The following is a 15,765-nucleotide window of genomic DNA, read 5'->3' on the forward strand; positions in this document are numbered from 1 at the left end:
GTCAGCGCGCACTGATCACTTCCGCGATCGCGTCCAGCTGGTCGTTGAGATAGAAGTGACCGCCGTCGAATTCGGTCAGGGTGAAGGCACCCGACGTGTGATCTTCCCAGCGGCGCAGCATGTCCTGGTCGATGCGATGGTCGTTGCGTCCGCCGAGGGCGTGGATGTCGGCGGCGATGCGGCCGCCGCCGAGGTACCGGTTGAGTGCTTCGTAGTCGGCACTCACCGCCATCAACAGGAGTTCGACGAAATCTGGGTCGGCGAGCAGCCGGGGGTCGGTACCCCCGAGATCGACCATCTCCGCAAGCATTTCGCGAGGTCCGGTGGGCAGCGGAGGCGCGTCGACCACATCGCACGGCGCCTGGCCGGCGGATGCCCAGAGACTGTGCACGGTGGCTCCGCTCTGTTCGGCGACCCGGGCGAACTCGAATGCCACCACCGCACCCATGCAGTGCCCGACGAGCCGCAGCGGGCCCGCGGCCGCCCAGTCGCCCGCGGCGAACAGGTCCGCGGCGAGCTGCTCGACCGTCGGGTGCGCCGGATGCGCGAGCCGATCGGCACGGCGCGGATACTGCACGACGTACGTGTCGATCCCCTTGCCCGACAAGGCAGTTGCCAGGTCCCGGTAGGCCACCGCGGCACCGCCGGCATGCGGGAAGACCACCACGGCCCCAGCGTCGCCGGTGCCCGGGTAGTGCTTGATCCATGGCGCGAAGGCGCCTTTCAGCCCAGTCGCGGAGGCCGATCCCATTTCGGTCATGAGACAGCCGCCGGATCCAGCGCGGTGAGCACGTCGTCGTGGTTCATCTCAGCAATCTCCAGGTAGAGCTCGGCGACCATTTCCAGTCGCCCGCTGCCGTCCTCGCGGCCGATGAGCCGCTGCGCCAGCGCTCGCACGGTCCGGGCGGCGAAGATGTCGGGCACGCCGACGGTCGGGGTGTCCAGCCACTTCCGGATTCGCGCCACGGTGGCCGTCGCCAGGACCGAGTCACCGCCGAGCTCGAAGAAGTCGTCCTCGACGCCGGCGTCGACCGTGAGCAGCTCGGAGACGATCGCCACCAGGGCCCGCTCCAGCGTGGTCTCCGGCAGTGCCCGGCCGGCGCCGTCGGCCGCCTGAACCAGCGCCGTCATTTGACCGGCTGCGGCCCGACGGTCGGTCTTGCCGCCGACGGTGAACGGAATCGCCGCAACCACCTGCAGCTGGCGCGGGATCATATGCGGCGGTACGAGTTCGGCCACCGCCGCGCCGATGCGCTCGGAGGTCAGGTCGGGATCGTCAACCGAGACCAGCGCCGCCAGCACGTCGTGCCCGCGTTCTCCTCCGGAGACCACACCGGCCACGGCGGCGCGCACCCCGGGCACCCGCTGCAGTGCGGCTTCGACGTCACCGAGCTCGATCCGGTAGCCGCTGATCTTCACGCGATGGTCGGCACGCCCGACGAACTCCAGGACGCCGTCCGTCCGGTATCGCGCCAAATCCCCTGAGCGGTACCAGGTTCGGCCGGCGTAGCGCACGAATCGGTCGGCGGTCAGGTCCGCCCGGCCACGGTAGCCGGAGGCGATGCCGCGTCCGGTGAACCACAGTTCGCCGGCCACCCAGTCGGGGCAATCCTGGCCGGCCTCGTTGACCACCCGGCATGCGTTGTTCGTGAACGGCACGCCGTAGGGCACCGCCGACCAGGTGTCGGGCAGCTCGCCGGCCTCGAAAATGGTTGCGTGGATGGCAGTTTCGGTGGCACCGCCGAGCCCGGCGACACGCACACCCGGTGCCTGCGCCTGCAGGTGCCGCACCATGGCGGTCCGGACCCAGTCACCGCCGGTCAGCACCACTCGCACGGTGTCCAGACGTCCCGCGCCCACCTCTACGAGCATCTCCAGCCAGCCCGGCAGGAAATTGAGCACCGTCACGCCGTGCTCGGCGATGAGGGCGGCCCAGTGGTCCGGGTCGCGCCGGTACGGCTCGTCGACCACCACGATGCTGCCGCCGGTGGCGAGGGTGGCGAACATGTCGAGCACCGACAGGTCGCATTCCAGGGTGGCCAGCGCGAGGCAGCGGTCAGCCGGTCCGATGTTGAAGTGCCCGTAGAGGAATTCGGCGGTGTTCATCGCCGCATCATGGGTGACCTCGACGCCCTTGGGTTCGCCCGTGGAACCGGAGGTGAACAGCACGTAGGCCAGCTCATGCGGATCGGTGGCGGCGGGGACGAACGGCCCGTCGGCGCGGCGCCCGATCCGCATCGCCTCCGTCACGGTCAGTGACGGCTTCCACGACGGTGTCAGGTCGCCGCAGTACAGCGCCATCCGGACGCCGCCGGTCGCCAGGATTTTTTCGGTGCGGTCGGCGGGCTGGTCGACGCCGATCGGCAGGTAGACGCCGCCGGCAGCCAGGATGGCCAGCAGCGCGATGATCTGTTCCGCGCCCTTGGGGCCGAGGACGGCCACGGTGTCCCCCGGTGTGATGCCGGCGATCCGCAACGCCGAGGCCACGGCCGAAACTTCTTCGGCCAGTTCGGCATACGTCCACTGCCGGGTCTCGCCGATCATCGCCGTGGCAGCCGGCCGCGCGGCAGCCGAGGCGAAGAAGCCGGTGTGCAGCGCCGCGCCACTCGGCGCCGCTGTGCGGCTGTTGGCCTCGTCGCGGACCGCGCGCTGCGCCGCCGACAACGGCTCCGGCGTGATGGCCTCCCACGCGGTGTCGTCGATGGCCAGCCGCTCCAACTCGGCGATGTGCCGCGCGAACATGGCGTCGATGACGCCCGCCGGGAACGCCTCTTCGCGGACGTCCCAGTTGACCAGCACGCCGCCGTTGAACTCGGTCACTTGGGCATCCAGCATCACCTGCGGCCCTTGCGAATTGATCCACCCCGGGGTGCCGAACGTCTCGATCACCGCCGAGCCGAACAGTTCGCCGAGGCCGAGGGCGCTGGTGAAGACCACCGGCGCCAGCACCTGGGTGCCGCGGTGCCGACTCAGGTCCCGGAGGACTTCGAGCCCGGAGTAGTCGGAATGTGCTGCGGCGCTGCGGAATGCGTCCTGCAGGACAGCGCATCGCCCGGTCGCGGTGGCCGCGTCGGTCAGGTCGACGTCGAGCAGCAGCGACGACGTGAAGTCGCCCACCAGGCGGTCGACATCAGCGTGGCGTTGGTCGCGCCCGAACAGCGGCACGTTCAGTAGGAAGCGCTGCCCGGCCGACCAGCAGGCCAACGCGTCGGAGAACGACGCGGCCAGGGCCATCGCGGGCGTGATGCCGCGCCGGCGCGCGGCGGCATACAGCGCGTCCCGCACGTCGGGGGCCAGCCAGTGCCAGCGCCGGGTGGTGTGTCGCGGGTCGTTCTGCTCGGCGGCCGGTACCAGCGGCAGGCGAGGCGGATCGGGCAGTTCCGGGAGCCGGTCGCCCCACCACTGCCGTTCCGCATCAGCCCTGAGATTGACCTGTTCAGCTGATTGTGTTGTGGCCATGCGATATTCGCGGTAGGTGTAGGCCAGCGGAACCAGCTCGACGCCGCGGTACAGAGCCGCGAGGTCGGCCATCAAGGTGCGGTAGCTCATCGCGTCAGCGGCCTGCATGTCCAGGTCGACGTGCAGGCGGGTGGCGCCGTCCGGGAGCAGCGTCAGGCTCAGTTCGAACACCTGGCTGGTCAACTGCTGATGCGCCTTGCGGCGTTGGATGGCGGCTAGCTGCTCTGCGATCTGATCGGCCGGCAAGGCCCGCAGGTCGGTGACCGTCACCGGGAAGTCACCGTCGAGCGCGGCGATGCGCTGCGTGCCGTCGGCCAGGAACTGCACGCGCAGCATGGGGTGCCGCGCCGCCAATGCCGTTGCGGCAGTGGTCAATCGCTCCGCATCGACCTCCTGGCCGTCGAATTCGACATAGAGATGTCCGGCGACGCCGCCCAGTTGCTGGTCGTCTTCCCGGCCGATCCACATGGCGTGCTGCATCGGCGCCAGCCCGAACGGCTGGTCATGTTCCGAATTATCTTGCGGTACCGAAGCTTCGGCGCGCTGCAGACCGCCCGCCGCGGACAGCAGTTCGGACCAGGCCGCGATGGTCGGCTCCGCTGCCAGTGCGGCGAAGTCGATGTCGATGCCCTGCTTCCGCCAGCGTCCGGCCAGCGACATCATGCGAATCGAGTCCAGCCCCTGACCGATCAGGTCGGCGCCGGGATCGAGGGTGTCAGCGCGGGCACCCAGCAGTTCGGCAACCTCCTCGCGGATGGCCTGCGAATTCACTGCCACGACGCCCACAACACCCCTCCAAATACGTTAAAGACAGGCTGTCCTAATTTTGATTAGGCTACCCTATATTGCTGCCACCTCCATGCCTACCCCGAGGGATCTGCCGTGACGCGCACCACTGCCTCCGCCGAGGTCGATCAGCATTTGCTGCACGGATTCGTACCGTTTCCGCACGATCGCGCCGAGCGCTACCGCAAAGCCGGCTACTGGGCCGGTAAACCACTGGACAGCCTGCTTACCGACGGCGCGAGGCAGTGGCCGGACCGTGTTGCCGTCATCGATCCGTCCGCGTCATACACGTTTGCCAAACTCGATGAGCTGGCCGCAGAGGCGGCCGCCGGCTTCGCCGCACTTGGCATCGGAATCGGCGACCGGGTCCTGCTGCAAGTGCCCAACACCGCGAACTTCGCCATCGCCCTGTTCGGGCTGCAGCGCGCGGGTGCGGTGCCCGTCATGTGCCTGCCCGCCCATCGCCGCGCCGAACTCAGTCATTTCGCCACGGTCAGCGGCGCGGTCGCCCTCGTCATCGCCGACCGGTTCGGCGGCTTCGACTACCGGGACATGGCGCGCGAGCTGGTCGCCGAGCACCCAAGGCTCCGGCAGGTGATCGTCGACGGCGAGGCCGGCGAATTCATCAGCTGGGCTTCCCTTTTCGGCCATGCGCCAATATCCGCGCCGACAATCAACACAGCGGAACCCGCATTGCTACTGGTATCCGGCGGCACCACCGGAGCGCCGAAGCTGATCCCCCGCACGCACGACGACTACTACTACAACGCCACCGCCAGCGCCGCGCTGTGCGAAATGACCGGCGACGACGTGTATCTGACGGTGTTGCCGGCGGCGCACAACTTCCCGCTGTCCTGCCCCGGCATGCTCGGTGCGATGTCCGTGGGTGCCACCACCGTCTTCACCACCGATCCCAGCCCGGAATCCGCGTTCGCCACAATGGCCCGGCACGGCGTCACGGTCTGCGCCTTGGTGCCCGCCCTGGCCACCCTCTGGACGCTGGCGTGCGATTGGGAACCGCAGCGCCCCACCACGTTGCGACTGCTCCAGGTCGGCGGCGCCAAGCTCTCCGCACCGGACGCGGCGGCCGCCCGCGCCGCGCTGACGCCCGGCCTGCAACAGGTTTTCGGCATGGCCGAGGGGCTGATCAACTACACCCGCCCCGGCGACGACCCCGAACTGCTCGATCACACCCAGGGCGCGCCGCTGTGCCCCGACGACGAGCTGCGCATCGTCGACGACGAGGGCGCCGACGTGCCGGCCGGCAGCGAAGGCGAACTCCTGGTGCGCGGGCCGTACACCCTGGGTGGCTACTACCGCGCGCCGTCCGACAACGAGCGGTCGTTCAGCCCCGACGGCTACTACCGCAGCGGGGATCGGGTGCGCCGCAGGGCCGACGGCTACCTCGAGGTCACCGGACGCATCAAGGACGTCATCCACCGCGGCGGCGAGACCATCTCGGCGCTCGATCTCGAAGAGCACCTGCTCACCCACCCGTCGATCCGGGCCGCCGCCGCGGTCCCGCTGCCCGACCCCTACCTGGGCGAAAAAATCTGTGCGGTGGTCGTTTTCAGCGGACCGCCGGTCAGCCTCAGCGACCTCAACGGCTACCTCGACGGCCGCGGTGTCGCAGTACACAGCCGACCTGACACCCTGGTGGCACAGACGTCGCTGCCGGTGACCGCGGTCGGCAAGGTCGACAAGAAGGCCATCACCCGGGCGATCACCACCGCACCCGCCTGATCTTCCGAACACCCACAGGAGCAACCCGAATGTCACAGCAAGCCGACGCCGGCATGGACACACCCAAGAGTCTGCGCGAATACATCACGAACACGGCGATCAACACCGTGCCGCCGCTGGTCGCGTACTACGTGCTGCGCATGTTCGACTTCGAGCCGTACCTGGCGCTGGTCGGGGCGATCATCACCGCGGCCGTGCAGGGCGCGCTGACCATGGTGCGCAAGCGGAAGGTCGAGCCCGCGAACGTCGTGGTGATCGTCGGCGCCGTGTGCTCGCTGACCATCGCGCTCACCACCAAGAACCCGCGCATCGTCCAGGCCCTCGAGCTCGTCCCGATGTCCCTGCTGGTGTGGTCGTTCGCCATCAGCGGGCTGCTGCGCAAGCCGAATTCGAAGAAGATGACCGGCGTCATCTCCCCCGCCCTTGCCGAGCCGGCCCTGCCCGAACGCGGCTGGACCGAGCAGAGCCTCCAGGACTGGCACCGGTTGCACACCCAGCTGTGCGTCGGACTCGGGCTGCTCTGCGGTTTCTATCCCGTCTTCGCGCTGTACATGATCTTCAACTATCCCGTCGACCTCTCGCAGTTCGTCATCGTCGCGACCGGGCCCACCCTCGTGGTGCTGTGCATCGTGTTCGCGGTGGCCCGCATTCGTCGTTTCGTCGGACAGCACGACGCTGCCGCCGAGGCGGTGGCGATACCCACCGGTTCTGAGTAGTCACACTCATCCGCGCCGCGCGGCGCTCGGGCATCATCAGCTCATGCCGAGACTCCTGCCCGACTTCCGCACCGTGATCGACAGCACCGCACCCGACCGCGATCGCAGCATCGATGTGGCCCGACTCGGTGCACTCATCGTGGTGATCTTCGGCCATTGTGCGTTGCTGCTTGCCACCATCACTGCCGACGGTATCCAGATCGGCAATACCTTGGGTGCGGTCCCCCGCCTGCAACCGGCCACCTGGGTTCTTCAGGTCATGCCGTTGTTCTTCTTCGCCGGAGCTGCGGCCGGCGTCTACAGCTGGCAGGACGGGACACCTTGGGGCACCTGGCTTTTCACCCGGGCGCAACGGTTGTGCCGACCGGCGCTGTGGTACCTGGCCGCCTGGACGGTCGCCTTGGTCGGGGTGCGGTTCACCATGGGCGCCGAATCGGCAGCCGCCCTGGGCAACGAATCGGTGGCGCTGCTCTGGTTCCTCGGCACCTATCTGATCGTGCTGGCATTCGTTCCCGCGTTGGCCCGGTTGCGCTCGGCCCGATCTGCCACCCTGGTGGTCGTGGCCCTGATGGCGATCGCGGCGCTCGGCGACTGGGCCCGCATCAGCACCCACACCCTGGAGGCCGGCGCGGCGAATCTGGTTGTGGTCTGGCTGATTCCGATGGTCATCGGCGCGGCCTACGCGCACCGCCTCGTCGCTCCTCGCACGGCGCTGCTGGTCGCCGCCGCCACCCTGGCCGCCCAGGTGCTGGTCGCCAGGTACGGCCCGTACGAGGTGTCACTGGTGGTCACCGGCACTGAACGGATGTCGAACGTGACCCCGCCGACGCTTTTGCTTGCGCTGCAGTGCATCTGGATGTCCTGCCTGTTCATCGCGTGCGCCGGTGGGGTCCGCCGGTGGGCCCAGCGTCCCCGCATCTGGTATCTGATCGTGGTGGGTAACAGCGGGGCGATGACGTTGTACCTGTGGCACATTGCGGCCATCGCGATCGCGACGTTCGGCCTGCACGCGGTGGGCCTGGACGCCTACGACCCTGCGGCCCCGTACTTCTGGCGAAACATCGCGATTCGGGCGCTGGTCTTCGCGGTGGTGATGACAGTCATGTTCCTGCTGTTGTCGCCACTCGAGCACAACCCGTTGAAGTGGTGGGATACCCGGGTCCAGGCGACCGGAAGCCCGTCGACCGTGGCAGGTGTGCTGGTCTGTGCTGCCGGCGTGGCGCTGCTGCTGATGGCCAAGAATGGGCTGGGCACCGGCTCGGGCTGGTCAATGTTGGCGTTCTTCATTCTCGCGCTCGCCGGCGCACGGATCAGCGCGGGACGGCGCAACTCGGCTGCTTCAGTGCGCGCTGACGAAGGTCACGGTCGGTGCGCCACCCTTGACCAGCGTCGGCCCTGACGCGGAGATGAGGTACGCCTCGTTGCCGGTCGGGTAGCCGCCACCGTTGGTCGAGATGTGCACATGGGTGTAGTGATTGGCGTCGGGACCGCCGTAGTCCGGCATTCGGTGGGCGGTGCCGTCCGGGTAGTAGATCGCCTGCCGCCAGATCACATGGTTCAGATCGAACCGCCGCGCGTTCGCCAGCACGTACGACAGGATGCGGTCGCCCAGCGCCTTGCCGGCGGACGACCCGTAGTCGGGCACCATCACATCCAGCGCCAGGCCTTCGGGATGCCAGCGCAACGAGTCCGGGCGAACCCCGGTCATCGTGTGGATTTCCGGGAACGCCGCGCTCACGGCACGCTCGGCGAGGATGGTGTCGATCTGCAGCCCCCGCTCGGCGGCGACACCCACCGGCAAAGCGATGCTGCGCACCATGGCGCGCGAACTCTCGGCCGCCTCGGCGACGATCAGCGAACCCGGATGCGGAGCGGTCGACTCGGCCAGGACTACCTGCGCGCAGCAGATGTCCACCTCAGTGCCGGTGTGGGCCGCGGTGCCCGCAGCGACGAACGCCGCGGCCGGCATCACCAGCGCCGCCAGAGCCACCGACCAGCGGCGCCGTGCGCGCGTCGCGGTAGCTAATCCGGGCTTGTCCACCGGTGCACCATACCCCGCAGGTCACCGTTTGGTAACGGCTTCAATTTCGCCTCACCGGTAAATTTAATTTGCGCGAGAGGTAAATTTGCGGTACCCAGCCGAGGAGGAACCGCGGTGACCGCCCGACCGAGAACCACCGCCGAGCCGTCGGTCGACGCCATCGCCGATGCTCTCGTCACCGCATCTCGGCTGCTCCTGGACATCACGGCCCGCTCGGTCGCGGGCGTCGACGACACGTTGACCGTCCCCCAGCTGCGGGTTCTGGTGATCCTGTCGTCGCGCGGCGCGACCAACCTGACCACGCTGGCCAGTCAACTCGACGTCCAACCGTCGACCATCGGCCGGATGGCCGAGCGCCTGGTTACCGCGGGCCTGATCGACCGGCGCACACACCCGCACTCCCGCCGCGAGATCGTCATCGAGCTGACCAGACGAGGATGCGCCGTCGTGGACACCGTGACCAAACGCCGCCGCGCCGAGATCGCCCGGGTCGTCGAGATCATGCCGGCCCGCGAGCGCCTTGGCATGGTCCGCGCGCTGCACGCGTTCAGCGAAGCAGGCGGCGAACCGCCCGCCGACGCCCCGGCCGGCCTGGACTTCTAGCTCAGCTGCGGGGCACCAGGTACGGCGCGAGCGTCGTCAGCTTCTCGCAGGTCTCCTCGAACTCGCGTTCCGGAGTCGACTCGGCGATGATTCCGGCGCCGGCCCGCAGCCAGGTCTGGCCGTCGGCCTCGTAGGCCGAGCGCAGCGTCAGCGCCGCGTCCATGCCGCCGTCGGCGCTGAACATCACCACTGCGCCGGAGTACAACCCACGCGGCGACTCGTCGAGCCGCATGATGGCGTCGACGCTCTCGGCCTTGGGGATTCCGGAAGCGGTCACCGCCGGGAAGAGTGCCTCCAGCGCGTGCATCCGGTTCATCTGCTCCGACAGCTGGCCGGACACAGTCGAGCCCAGGTGCTGCACGCTGCCGCGCTCGCGCACCGTCATGAAGTCGCTGACGACCGTGGTGCCGGGCTCGGCCACCTCGGCGATCTCCTCCTGGGAGCTGCGCACCGAGATCGCGTGCTCGACAATCTCTTTCGAGTTCGATTCCAGATCCGCACGCGCCGCACGGTCATGGTCGGCGCCGCGGCCGAAGGCCCGCGTGCCGGCCAGCGGTTCGGTGATCACGGTGCCGTCGGCGCGCACCGCGGCCACCAACTCCGGGCTGAAGCCGAGGGCGCGAATCCCGCCCAGCCGCAACAGGAATGACCGCACCGGGGTGTTGTTCGCCCGGCCCACGCGGAACGTCGCCGGGAAGTCGACCGCGAACGGCACCTCGAACCGACGGGACAGGATCACCTTCTGGTAGTCGCCGGCAACGATCTCGGCGACGGCCGCGGCAACCCGCGACGGGTAGTCACTGCCGTCAACACTCACATCGACGGCGCGGGTGACGCCGGCCGCCGGAATCCCCGACTGCAACAGACGATTCAGCGTGTCGGTCACGACGTCGACGTCGCCCAGCACGCAAACCTCGCCGCCTGCGACAACCACCTGAGTCCGCGCGCTGAAGACCCGCGCCAACGGGGTCCCCGCCGGCAGGCGCTGCTGCAGCCCGAACCGGTACGCGCCGAATTCGAAAGCGACCCAACCGAACAGCCGGTCGGTCTCCAGGAGCAGTCGATCGACGGCGTCGCCGAGCACCTCTCCGGGCCGGCCGCTCCACGCCTGGCGGGAGACTGCGCCGCCGGCGTCGACGATCCGCAATTCGTCGCAGTCGAGTTCGATGGCGGTGCGCACTCCGATGGCCAGCACCCACTCACCCGAATACTCGTAGCCGACGTAGTCGGCGCCGGAGCGCTCCGGCAGTTCGGCTGCCAGTTGCGCGATCAGATCGGCCGGGGAGACATCGGCGGGCAAAGCAATCCGCGTCACAGACGCCGCGTCTATAGCTTCAGCAGTCACAAAGTTAATTTAGCCTAACCTCACCAAAAAAACACCGCCCGCCCCTGTGATTCACGCCCCAGCATCAGCCTTGGCCGCCGCTTTCGCGACGGTCCAGCCACTGGCCGACGTCCGCTGCGCCCAGAAATCGGCGTAGCGGCCACCGCGCGCCATGAGCTGCTCATGGGTGCCGCTGTCGTCCACCGTGCCGCTATCGGACAGCACGACGATGTTGTCGGCGGCGGTAACCGTGGACAGTTTGTGCGCGATCACGATGACGGTGCTGCGGTCCGCCAGTTCGCGGATGGACGCGGCGACATGGCGTTCGTTCTCGGGGTCCAGTGCGCTGGTGGCCTCGTCGAACAGCACCACCGGAGCGTTTTTCAGCAAAGCGCGCGCGATCGAAACCCGCTGCCGCTCACCGCCGGACAGTGCCGAACCGCCCTCACCCACCCGCGTTTGCCAGCCGGCCGGCAGGCGGTCTACGACAGACTGCAGCCCGGCGGTGCGGGCCGCTTCCCGGATGTCGTCGTCTGATGCGGTCGGCGCACCGATCCGCACGTTCTCCCACAGGGTGTCGTCGAACAGGTACACGTCCTGGAACACCAGGGACAGCTGCCCCATCAGCTCCGCGGTGCCCTGATCGCGGACGTCGACGCCACCGACCCGGACCACGCCGGCGTCCACGTCGTAGAACCGCGCCAGCAGCCGGGTGATGGTCGTCTTGCCCGAGCCCGACGGACCCACCAGCGCCGTCATGGTGCCGGGCGCCGCGACGAAGCTGACATCCTCGAGCACCCGGCGCCCCGGATAGCTGAATCCGACGTGGTCCAGCTGAACCTGACCGCGCTCTGAAACCGGTTGCGGGGCTGATGGTTCCGGCAGCGCCGGGGTGTCCAGCACCGATGTGATGCGGTCCAGTTCGGCACCGGCCATCCGCATGGCGGAGCCGTATTCGGCCAGTTCCGACAGCGGAGAGGTGAACCGCGCCGCCAGGCCGAGGATCGCCACCAGCGTCACCGGATTGATCTCGCCGCCGACCGCCAGCCAGACGCCCACGGTGATCAGCCCGCCCAGCACCGCCTGCACGCCGACGCCGCTCAGCATCATGCCCGCCACCGACGCCCACAGTGCCCGCTTGCCTACCTGCTCCTGCTCGGCCAGGGCCCCGGTCAGTGGATCGAACTCGGCGCCGGTCCGCCCGAACGCGCGCAACACCGGCTGGCAGCGCGCGAATTCGATGACGCGGGAGTTCACCTCGATCTCGGCAGCGTGGGTGCGCGCCTCGGCCGACGCGATCAACGTGGCCGAGGCCCGGGTGGCCAGGATCAGGACCACCCCACCGGACAGTGCGGCGATACCGATCCGCCAGTCGAAGACGAACAAGCCGGCCACCACGGTCAGCGCACTGGTGGTGTTGACCACCAGCGGCGTCACCAGGTGCGCACTACTCGTACCGACGAAAGTCGTGCCCTTGACCGCGATCTGGGATACCTGGCCGACCCGTTCCCGGGTGAACCAGCCCAGCGGCAGGGTGACCATGTGGTCGCCGAGGCGGTGGTGCAGCAGTCGCATGGTGGTCAGCGCCATCCGCATCGACTGCGCCGCCTGCACGTAGTGCGCGACAGCACTGAGCAGCACCACCACCGCCAGGACGACCAACCAGCGGCCCGCCGCACCGAAGTCGCCGTCGAACAGCGCGAGCGAGATCGGCACCAGCAGCGTCATCGAAAGACCGTGCAGCAGCCCGTAACCGACGGCCCAGGCCAGGAAGCTGTACATCCGACCGCGCTCGGCGCCCAGGATCCGCAGGAACCCACTGATCATCGTCATCGCGATGCCTCCAACTCGCCGGACGCCGTGTAGGTCTGCCACATGCGCGCGAAAACACCTTCCTGAGAAAGCAATTCGCCGTGCCGGCCCTGCTCGACGATCCGCCCGCCCCCTAGGACAACGATGCTGTCGGCACCGACGATCGACCCCAACCGGTGTGCGATCACCAGCACCGTGCGCCCCTCGATCAAGGTCGACAGCGCCGCCTGAATCTGCGCCTCCGAGTCAGGGTCCGCGAAGGCCGTGGCCTCATCGAGCACCAGGATCGGGGTGTCGGCGAGCAATGCGCGGGCGATGCTGATGCGCTGCGCCTCGCCACCGGAGAAGTGCGCGTCCTCCCCGACCACCGAGTCATATCCGTTGGGCAGGGCCATGATCCGGTCGTGAATGTGCGCGGCACGCGCGGCCCGCCGCACTTCCTCGTCGTCGGCGCCGGAGCGGCCCAGCCGGATGTTGTCGGCCACGCTCATGCCCAGCAGTTGCACGTCCTGCAGGACGAATCCGACGTGCCGGTACAGCACCGCGGGGTCGATCTGGCGGACGTCCACACCGCCGATGCGCACCTCACCGGCGGTGACGTCGTGAAAACGCGGGACGAGCGTCGCGAGCGTGGACTTGCCGCTGCCGGACGGGCCGACCAGCGCCGTGATGCTGCCGGCAGGCAGGTCCAGCGAAATGTCGTGCAGCACAGTGTTGGTGCCGTCGTACGAGAAGTCGACGCCGGCGAAGCTGACCGAATTGCCCTGCGGCACTTGCGGGTTCTGGACGATCGGCAACTCGGGGGCAGTCAGCAGCGCCGTCAGACGTCCGGCCGCAGCCACCGCCTGGCGGCTCGCGGCAGCCGAGTATCCGACGGCCAGCACCGCGGTCGGGATGGTGACCGCGACCAGCGTGGAGCCCAGCACCTCGATGGGCGTCACCCAACCGTTGCGGATGAACCACAGGCCCCCGGCCAGGTTCACCAGCAGCACCACCGGCGCCTCGACGACCACCGACGACACCGCACGCAGGCGCACCATGGGCCCGACGAAACCGGCGAAGCCGTCGTTGAACTCGTCGGCGGCGTCAGCAAATCGCTTGTGCGCCTTGCCGGTTTCGCCGAACGTCTTGACCACGGAGACGCCGGCGATGAATTCGACGATGGTCGCGCTGATCTGCGCGATGCCCTCGTTCATCTGCCCCATCCGGGCCATCGCGCCGCGCATCAGCACGCCGTAGACCACGAGGTAGATCGGAATGGTGCCGATGGCCAGCAGCCCCAGCCGCCAGTCCAGGTACGAGCAGTACGCCAGGCCGAACACCGGCGTGGCCAGCGCGCCCGTCTTCTCGACCGCGGCATGGGCCACCAGGTGGTGCAGTTCGCCGACATCGTGCTGCACCGCCTTGCGCACCTCGCCGGACGACGTCGCGCCGAACCAGCCCAGCGGCAGCCGGCCGAGCGTGGTGACCAATCGACGACGAAGCTCGCCCTGCAACTGCACATCGGCGTGATGGGTGAGGGTCAGCGCCAGACCGCCGGCCAGCGTGCGCACCGCCAGGCCGCCACCGATCAGGACCGCGACAATGGTCCACACCCGTGCCGCGTCGATCGGGTCGCCGGCCAGCAGATACCGGCCCAACTCGACGATGCCGATGAACGGCACCACTGTCGCCGCTGCGGCGATCAGCTGCAGCAACTGCGCCAGTGCGGTGCGGCCGCGCACCGGAGCCAGCAGTTCTTTCAGCGCCACGCGGTCCTGCGCCGCCGCGAGCTTGGCCTGTTTGAGCTGCTCACGCGGCGACGGTTCTGCGTTGGTCATACGAATACCCACTCCACCCGAAGACTAAGGTTTGCCTAACCATAGCGACTGGCTGCGGGGTGTGAGTACCCGCCCGCTGGAGTTCAGTCCAGGACGGTCCGCACCACGGCGTCGGCCAACAACCGACCCGGGTCGGTCAGCACCAGACGGTCGTCGGTGACGGCCACCAGACCGTCGGCCACTGCCTCCTGTGCCCGATCCCGCTCCGCGGGGGTGAGCACGGCAACCGGCAAACCGGAGCGCAGCCGCAACCGCAACATGACGTCCTCGACGTGCCGGGTGGCGTCGTCCAATTCCTCGAAGTCCGCGACCGGCAGCCTGCCCTCGGCCAGCGCCTGGGCATAAGCGTTGGGGTGCTTGACATTCCACCACCGACGGGCCCCCACATACCCGTGCGCGCCGGGTCCGGCACCCCACCACTGGCCGCCGTCCCAGTAACCCAGATTGTGCCGGCACTCGCCGCCCGGGCGGCTCCAGTTCGACACCTCATACCAGTCCAGCCCGGCCCGGCTCAGGTGTGCGTCGAGCAGCTCGTAGCGGGCCGCCAGCACGTCGTCGTCGGGCGCGGGGAGCTCGCCGCGCCGGACCCGTCGGGCCAGAGCAGTGCCGTCCTCCACGATCAGCGCGTACGCCGACACGTGGTCGACGCCGACCTCGATCGCGGCGTCCGCGGATCGGCGCAGGTCGTCGTCGGACTCCCCCGGCGTGCCGTAGATGAGATCGAGGTTGACGTGCTCGAACCCGGCCGCCAGCGCCTCCCGCGCCGCCGCGGGCGCCCGGCCGGCCGAGTGGGTCCGATCGAGTGCCGCCAAGACGTGCGGCGCCGTCGACTGCATGCCCAGGGACACCCGGGTGTAGCCCGCGTCGAGGAGCTCGGTGAAGAACTCGGGTGACGTCGACTCCGGATTGGACTCGGTGGTCACCTCGGCATCGGGATTCAGGCGGAAATTGTCCCGGACCGCGTCGAGCACCGCCCGCAGCCCGGAGCCGCCGAGCAGGGACGGGGTACCGCCGCCGACGAACACCGTGTCGACCGGCAGATCAACCTGGCCGCCGGCCATCGACAACTCGGTGCGCAGCGCGGCCAGCCAGCCCTCGGGGTTGGCTCCACCCAGCTCACCGGCGGTATAGGTGTTGAAGTCGCAGTATCCGCACCGGGTCGCGCAGAACGGCACGTGGATATAGATGCCGAACGGCCCGGTGTCGCTGGTATGGGCGTCGGTCATGGCAACCAGTGTCCCACCGAGCGATTGGCGAGCAATGTCCACGGCGCGGCAGGCACCTTTTTGCTCGCGATGATTCCGAACCTGGCCCGGTTAGGCCGAATGTCCTGTTCGTGGCAGAATGACGGGGTGTCCGCCAGCCTCAACCGCGCCCTCGGTTCCGCATTGGTAATGCGGCGGCATGTCGACTTCAAGCGTGTATGCAGCTGTTGCTGTCTGCCTTGATGCCTGCCTAGCT

12 protein-coding genes are annotated in these 15,765 nt (G+C 68.6%); 5 read left to right on the forward strand and 7 right to left on the reverse strand.

What is annotated here, in order from left to right; all coding sequences use genetic code 11:
- Position 1: 1 nt before the first annotated feature.
- Both ACNO8X_RS22415 and ACNO8X_RS22420 read right to left on the reverse strand, forming a co-directional pair.
- Positions 2-760 carry a thioesterase II family protein gene (locus ACNO8X_RS22415; RefSeq protein ID WP_418002776.1) on the reverse strand — a complete coding sequence of 253 codons (759 nt, stop codon included), beginning with the start codon at positions 758-760 and terminating at the stop codon, positions 2-4.
- Positions 757-4,245: an amino acid adenylation domain-containing protein gene (locus ACNO8X_RS22420; RefSeq protein WP_418002777.1), complete on the reverse strand. Its 3,489-nt coding sequence runs from the start codon at positions 4,243-4,245 to the stop codon at positions 757-759. The genes ACNO8X_RS22415 and ACNO8X_RS22420 overlap by 4 nt, the downstream gene beginning before the upstream one ends.
- Positions 4,246-4,341: 96 nt before the next feature.
- On the opposite strand from ACNO8X_RS22420, the gene ACNO8X_RS22425 reads away from it, so the two are divergent.
- The 3 genes from ACNO8X_RS22425 to ACNO8X_RS22435 are packed head-to-tail and all read left to right on the forward strand — an operon-like array spanning position 4,342 to position 8,103.
- The gene (locus ACNO8X_RS22425) at positions 4,342-5,988 is read left to right on the forward strand and encodes a (2,3-dihydroxybenzoyl)adenylate synthase (protein WP_418002778.1); all 1,647 of its coding nucleotides are present in this window, start codon (positions 4,342-4,344) and stop codon (positions 5,986-5,988) included.
- Positions 5,989-6,041: 53 nt separating this feature from the next.
- On the forward strand, positions 6,042-6,704 hold the full coding sequence (locus ACNO8X_RS22430) for a VC0807 family protein (RefSeq protein WP_418005996.1): 663 nt from the start codon (positions 6,042-6,044) through the stop codon (positions 6,702-6,704).
- A gap of 43 nt (positions 6,705-6,747) precedes the next feature.
- The gene (locus ACNO8X_RS22435) at positions 6,748-8,103 is read left to right on the forward strand and encodes an acyltransferase family protein (RefSeq protein ID WP_418002779.1); all 1,356 of its coding nucleotides are present in this window, start codon (positions 6,748-6,750) and stop codon (positions 8,101-8,103) included.
- Here the strand turns inward: ACNO8X_RS22435 and ACNO8X_RS22440 are convergent.
- Positions 8,044-8,745 carry a hypothetical protein gene (locus tag ACNO8X_RS22440; RefSeq protein WP_418002780.1) on the reverse strand — a complete coding sequence of 234 codons (702 nt, stop codon included), beginning with the start codon at positions 8,743-8,745 and terminating at the stop codon, positions 8,044-8,046. The genes ACNO8X_RS22435 and ACNO8X_RS22440 overlap by 60 nt on opposite strands.
- 114 nt (positions 8,746-8,859) lie before the next feature.
- Between ACNO8X_RS22440 and ACNO8X_RS22445 the strand changes: the two genes are divergently transcribed.
- A complete protein-coding gene (locus ACNO8X_RS22445) occupies positions 8,860-9,348 on the forward strand; it encodes a MarR family winged helix-turn-helix transcriptional regulator (RefSeq protein ID WP_418002781.1) in 489 nt (162 codons plus the stop codon).
- 1 nt (position 9,349) lies between these two features.
- On the opposite strand, the gene ACNO8X_RS22450 is transcribed toward ACNO8X_RS22445, so the two are convergent.
- From ACNO8X_RS22450 to hemW, 4 genes are all read right to left on the reverse strand, one after another.
- Positions 9,350-10,702, reverse strand: coding sequence for a salicylate synthase (locus ACNO8X_RS22450; RefSeq protein ID WP_418005997.1), 1,353 nt, complete (start codon positions 10,700-10,702; stop codon positions 9,350-9,352).
- 42 nt (positions 10,703-10,744) lie between these two features.
- On the reverse strand, positions 10,745-12,499 hold the full coding sequence (locus ACNO8X_RS22455; RefSeq protein WP_418005998.1) for an ABC transporter ATP-binding protein: 1,755 nt from the start codon (positions 12,497-12,499) through the stop codon (positions 10,745-10,747).
- A 2-nt stretch (positions 12,500-12,501) separates the two neighbouring features.
- Positions 12,502-14,304, reverse strand: coding sequence for an ABC transporter ATP-binding protein (locus ACNO8X_RS22460; RefSeq protein WP_418002782.1), 1,803 nt, complete (start codon positions 14,302-14,304; stop codon positions 12,502-12,504).
- Positions 14,305-14,387: 83 nt separating this feature from the next.
- Entirely contained in the window at positions 14,388-15,530 is a 1,143-nt protein-coding gene (gene hemW / locus ACNO8X_RS22465; RefSeq protein ID WP_418002783.1) for a radical SAM family heme chaperone HemW, read from the reverse strand.
- A gap of 99 nt (positions 15,531-15,629) precedes the next feature.
- Here hemW and ACNO8X_RS22470 point away from each other — a divergent pair, with 99 nt between their 5' ends.
- Positions 15,630-15,752, forward strand: a complete 123-nt coding sequence (locus ACNO8X_RS22470) for an Ms4527A family Cys-rich leader peptide (protein WP_377042186.1) — start codon at positions 15,630-15,632, stop codon at positions 15,750-15,752.
- The last annotated feature ends 13 nt before the right edge of the window (positions 15,753-15,765 follow it).

Origin of the sequence: Mycobacterium sp. PDNC021 (assembly GCF_048282635.1) — a bacterium.
In the GTDB taxonomy this organism is placed as follows: Bacteria; Actinomycetota; Actinomycetes; order Mycobacteriales; family Mycobacteriaceae; genus Mycobacterium; species Mycobacterium llatzerense.

What these genes read in the sequence shown, in the direction of transcription:
- ACNO8X_RS22415 (WP_418002776.1), bottom strand. Translation starts at nt 760, where the DNA reads ATGACCGAAATGGGATCGGCCTCCGCGACTGGGCTGAAAGGCGCCTTC.
- ACNO8X_RS22430 (WP_418005996.1), top strand. Translation starts at nt 6,042, where the DNA reads ATGGACACACCCAAGAGTCTGCGCGAATACATCACGAACACGGCGATC.
- ACNO8X_RS22435 (WP_418002779.1), top strand. Translation starts at nt 6,748, where the DNA reads ATGCCGAGACTCCTGCCCGACTTCCGCACCGTGATCGACAGCACCGCA.
- ACNO8X_RS22455 (WP_418005998.1), bottom strand. Translation starts at nt 12,499, where the DNA reads ATGATCAGTGGGTTCCTGCGGATCCTGGGCGCCGAGCGCGGTCGGATG.
- ACNO8X_RS22460 (WP_418002782.1), bottom strand. Translation starts at nt 14,304, where the DNA reads ATGACCAACGCAGAACCGTCGCCGCGTGAGCAGCTCAAACAGGCCAAG.
- hemW (WP_418002783.1), bottom strand. Translation starts at nt 15,530, where the DNA reads ATGACCGACGCCCATACCAGCGACACCGGGCCGTTCGGCATCTATATC.
- ACNO8X_RS22470 (WP_377042186.1), top strand. Translation starts at nt 15,630, where the DNA reads ATGTCCTGTTCGTGGCAGAATGACGGGGTGTCCGCCAGCCTCAACCGC.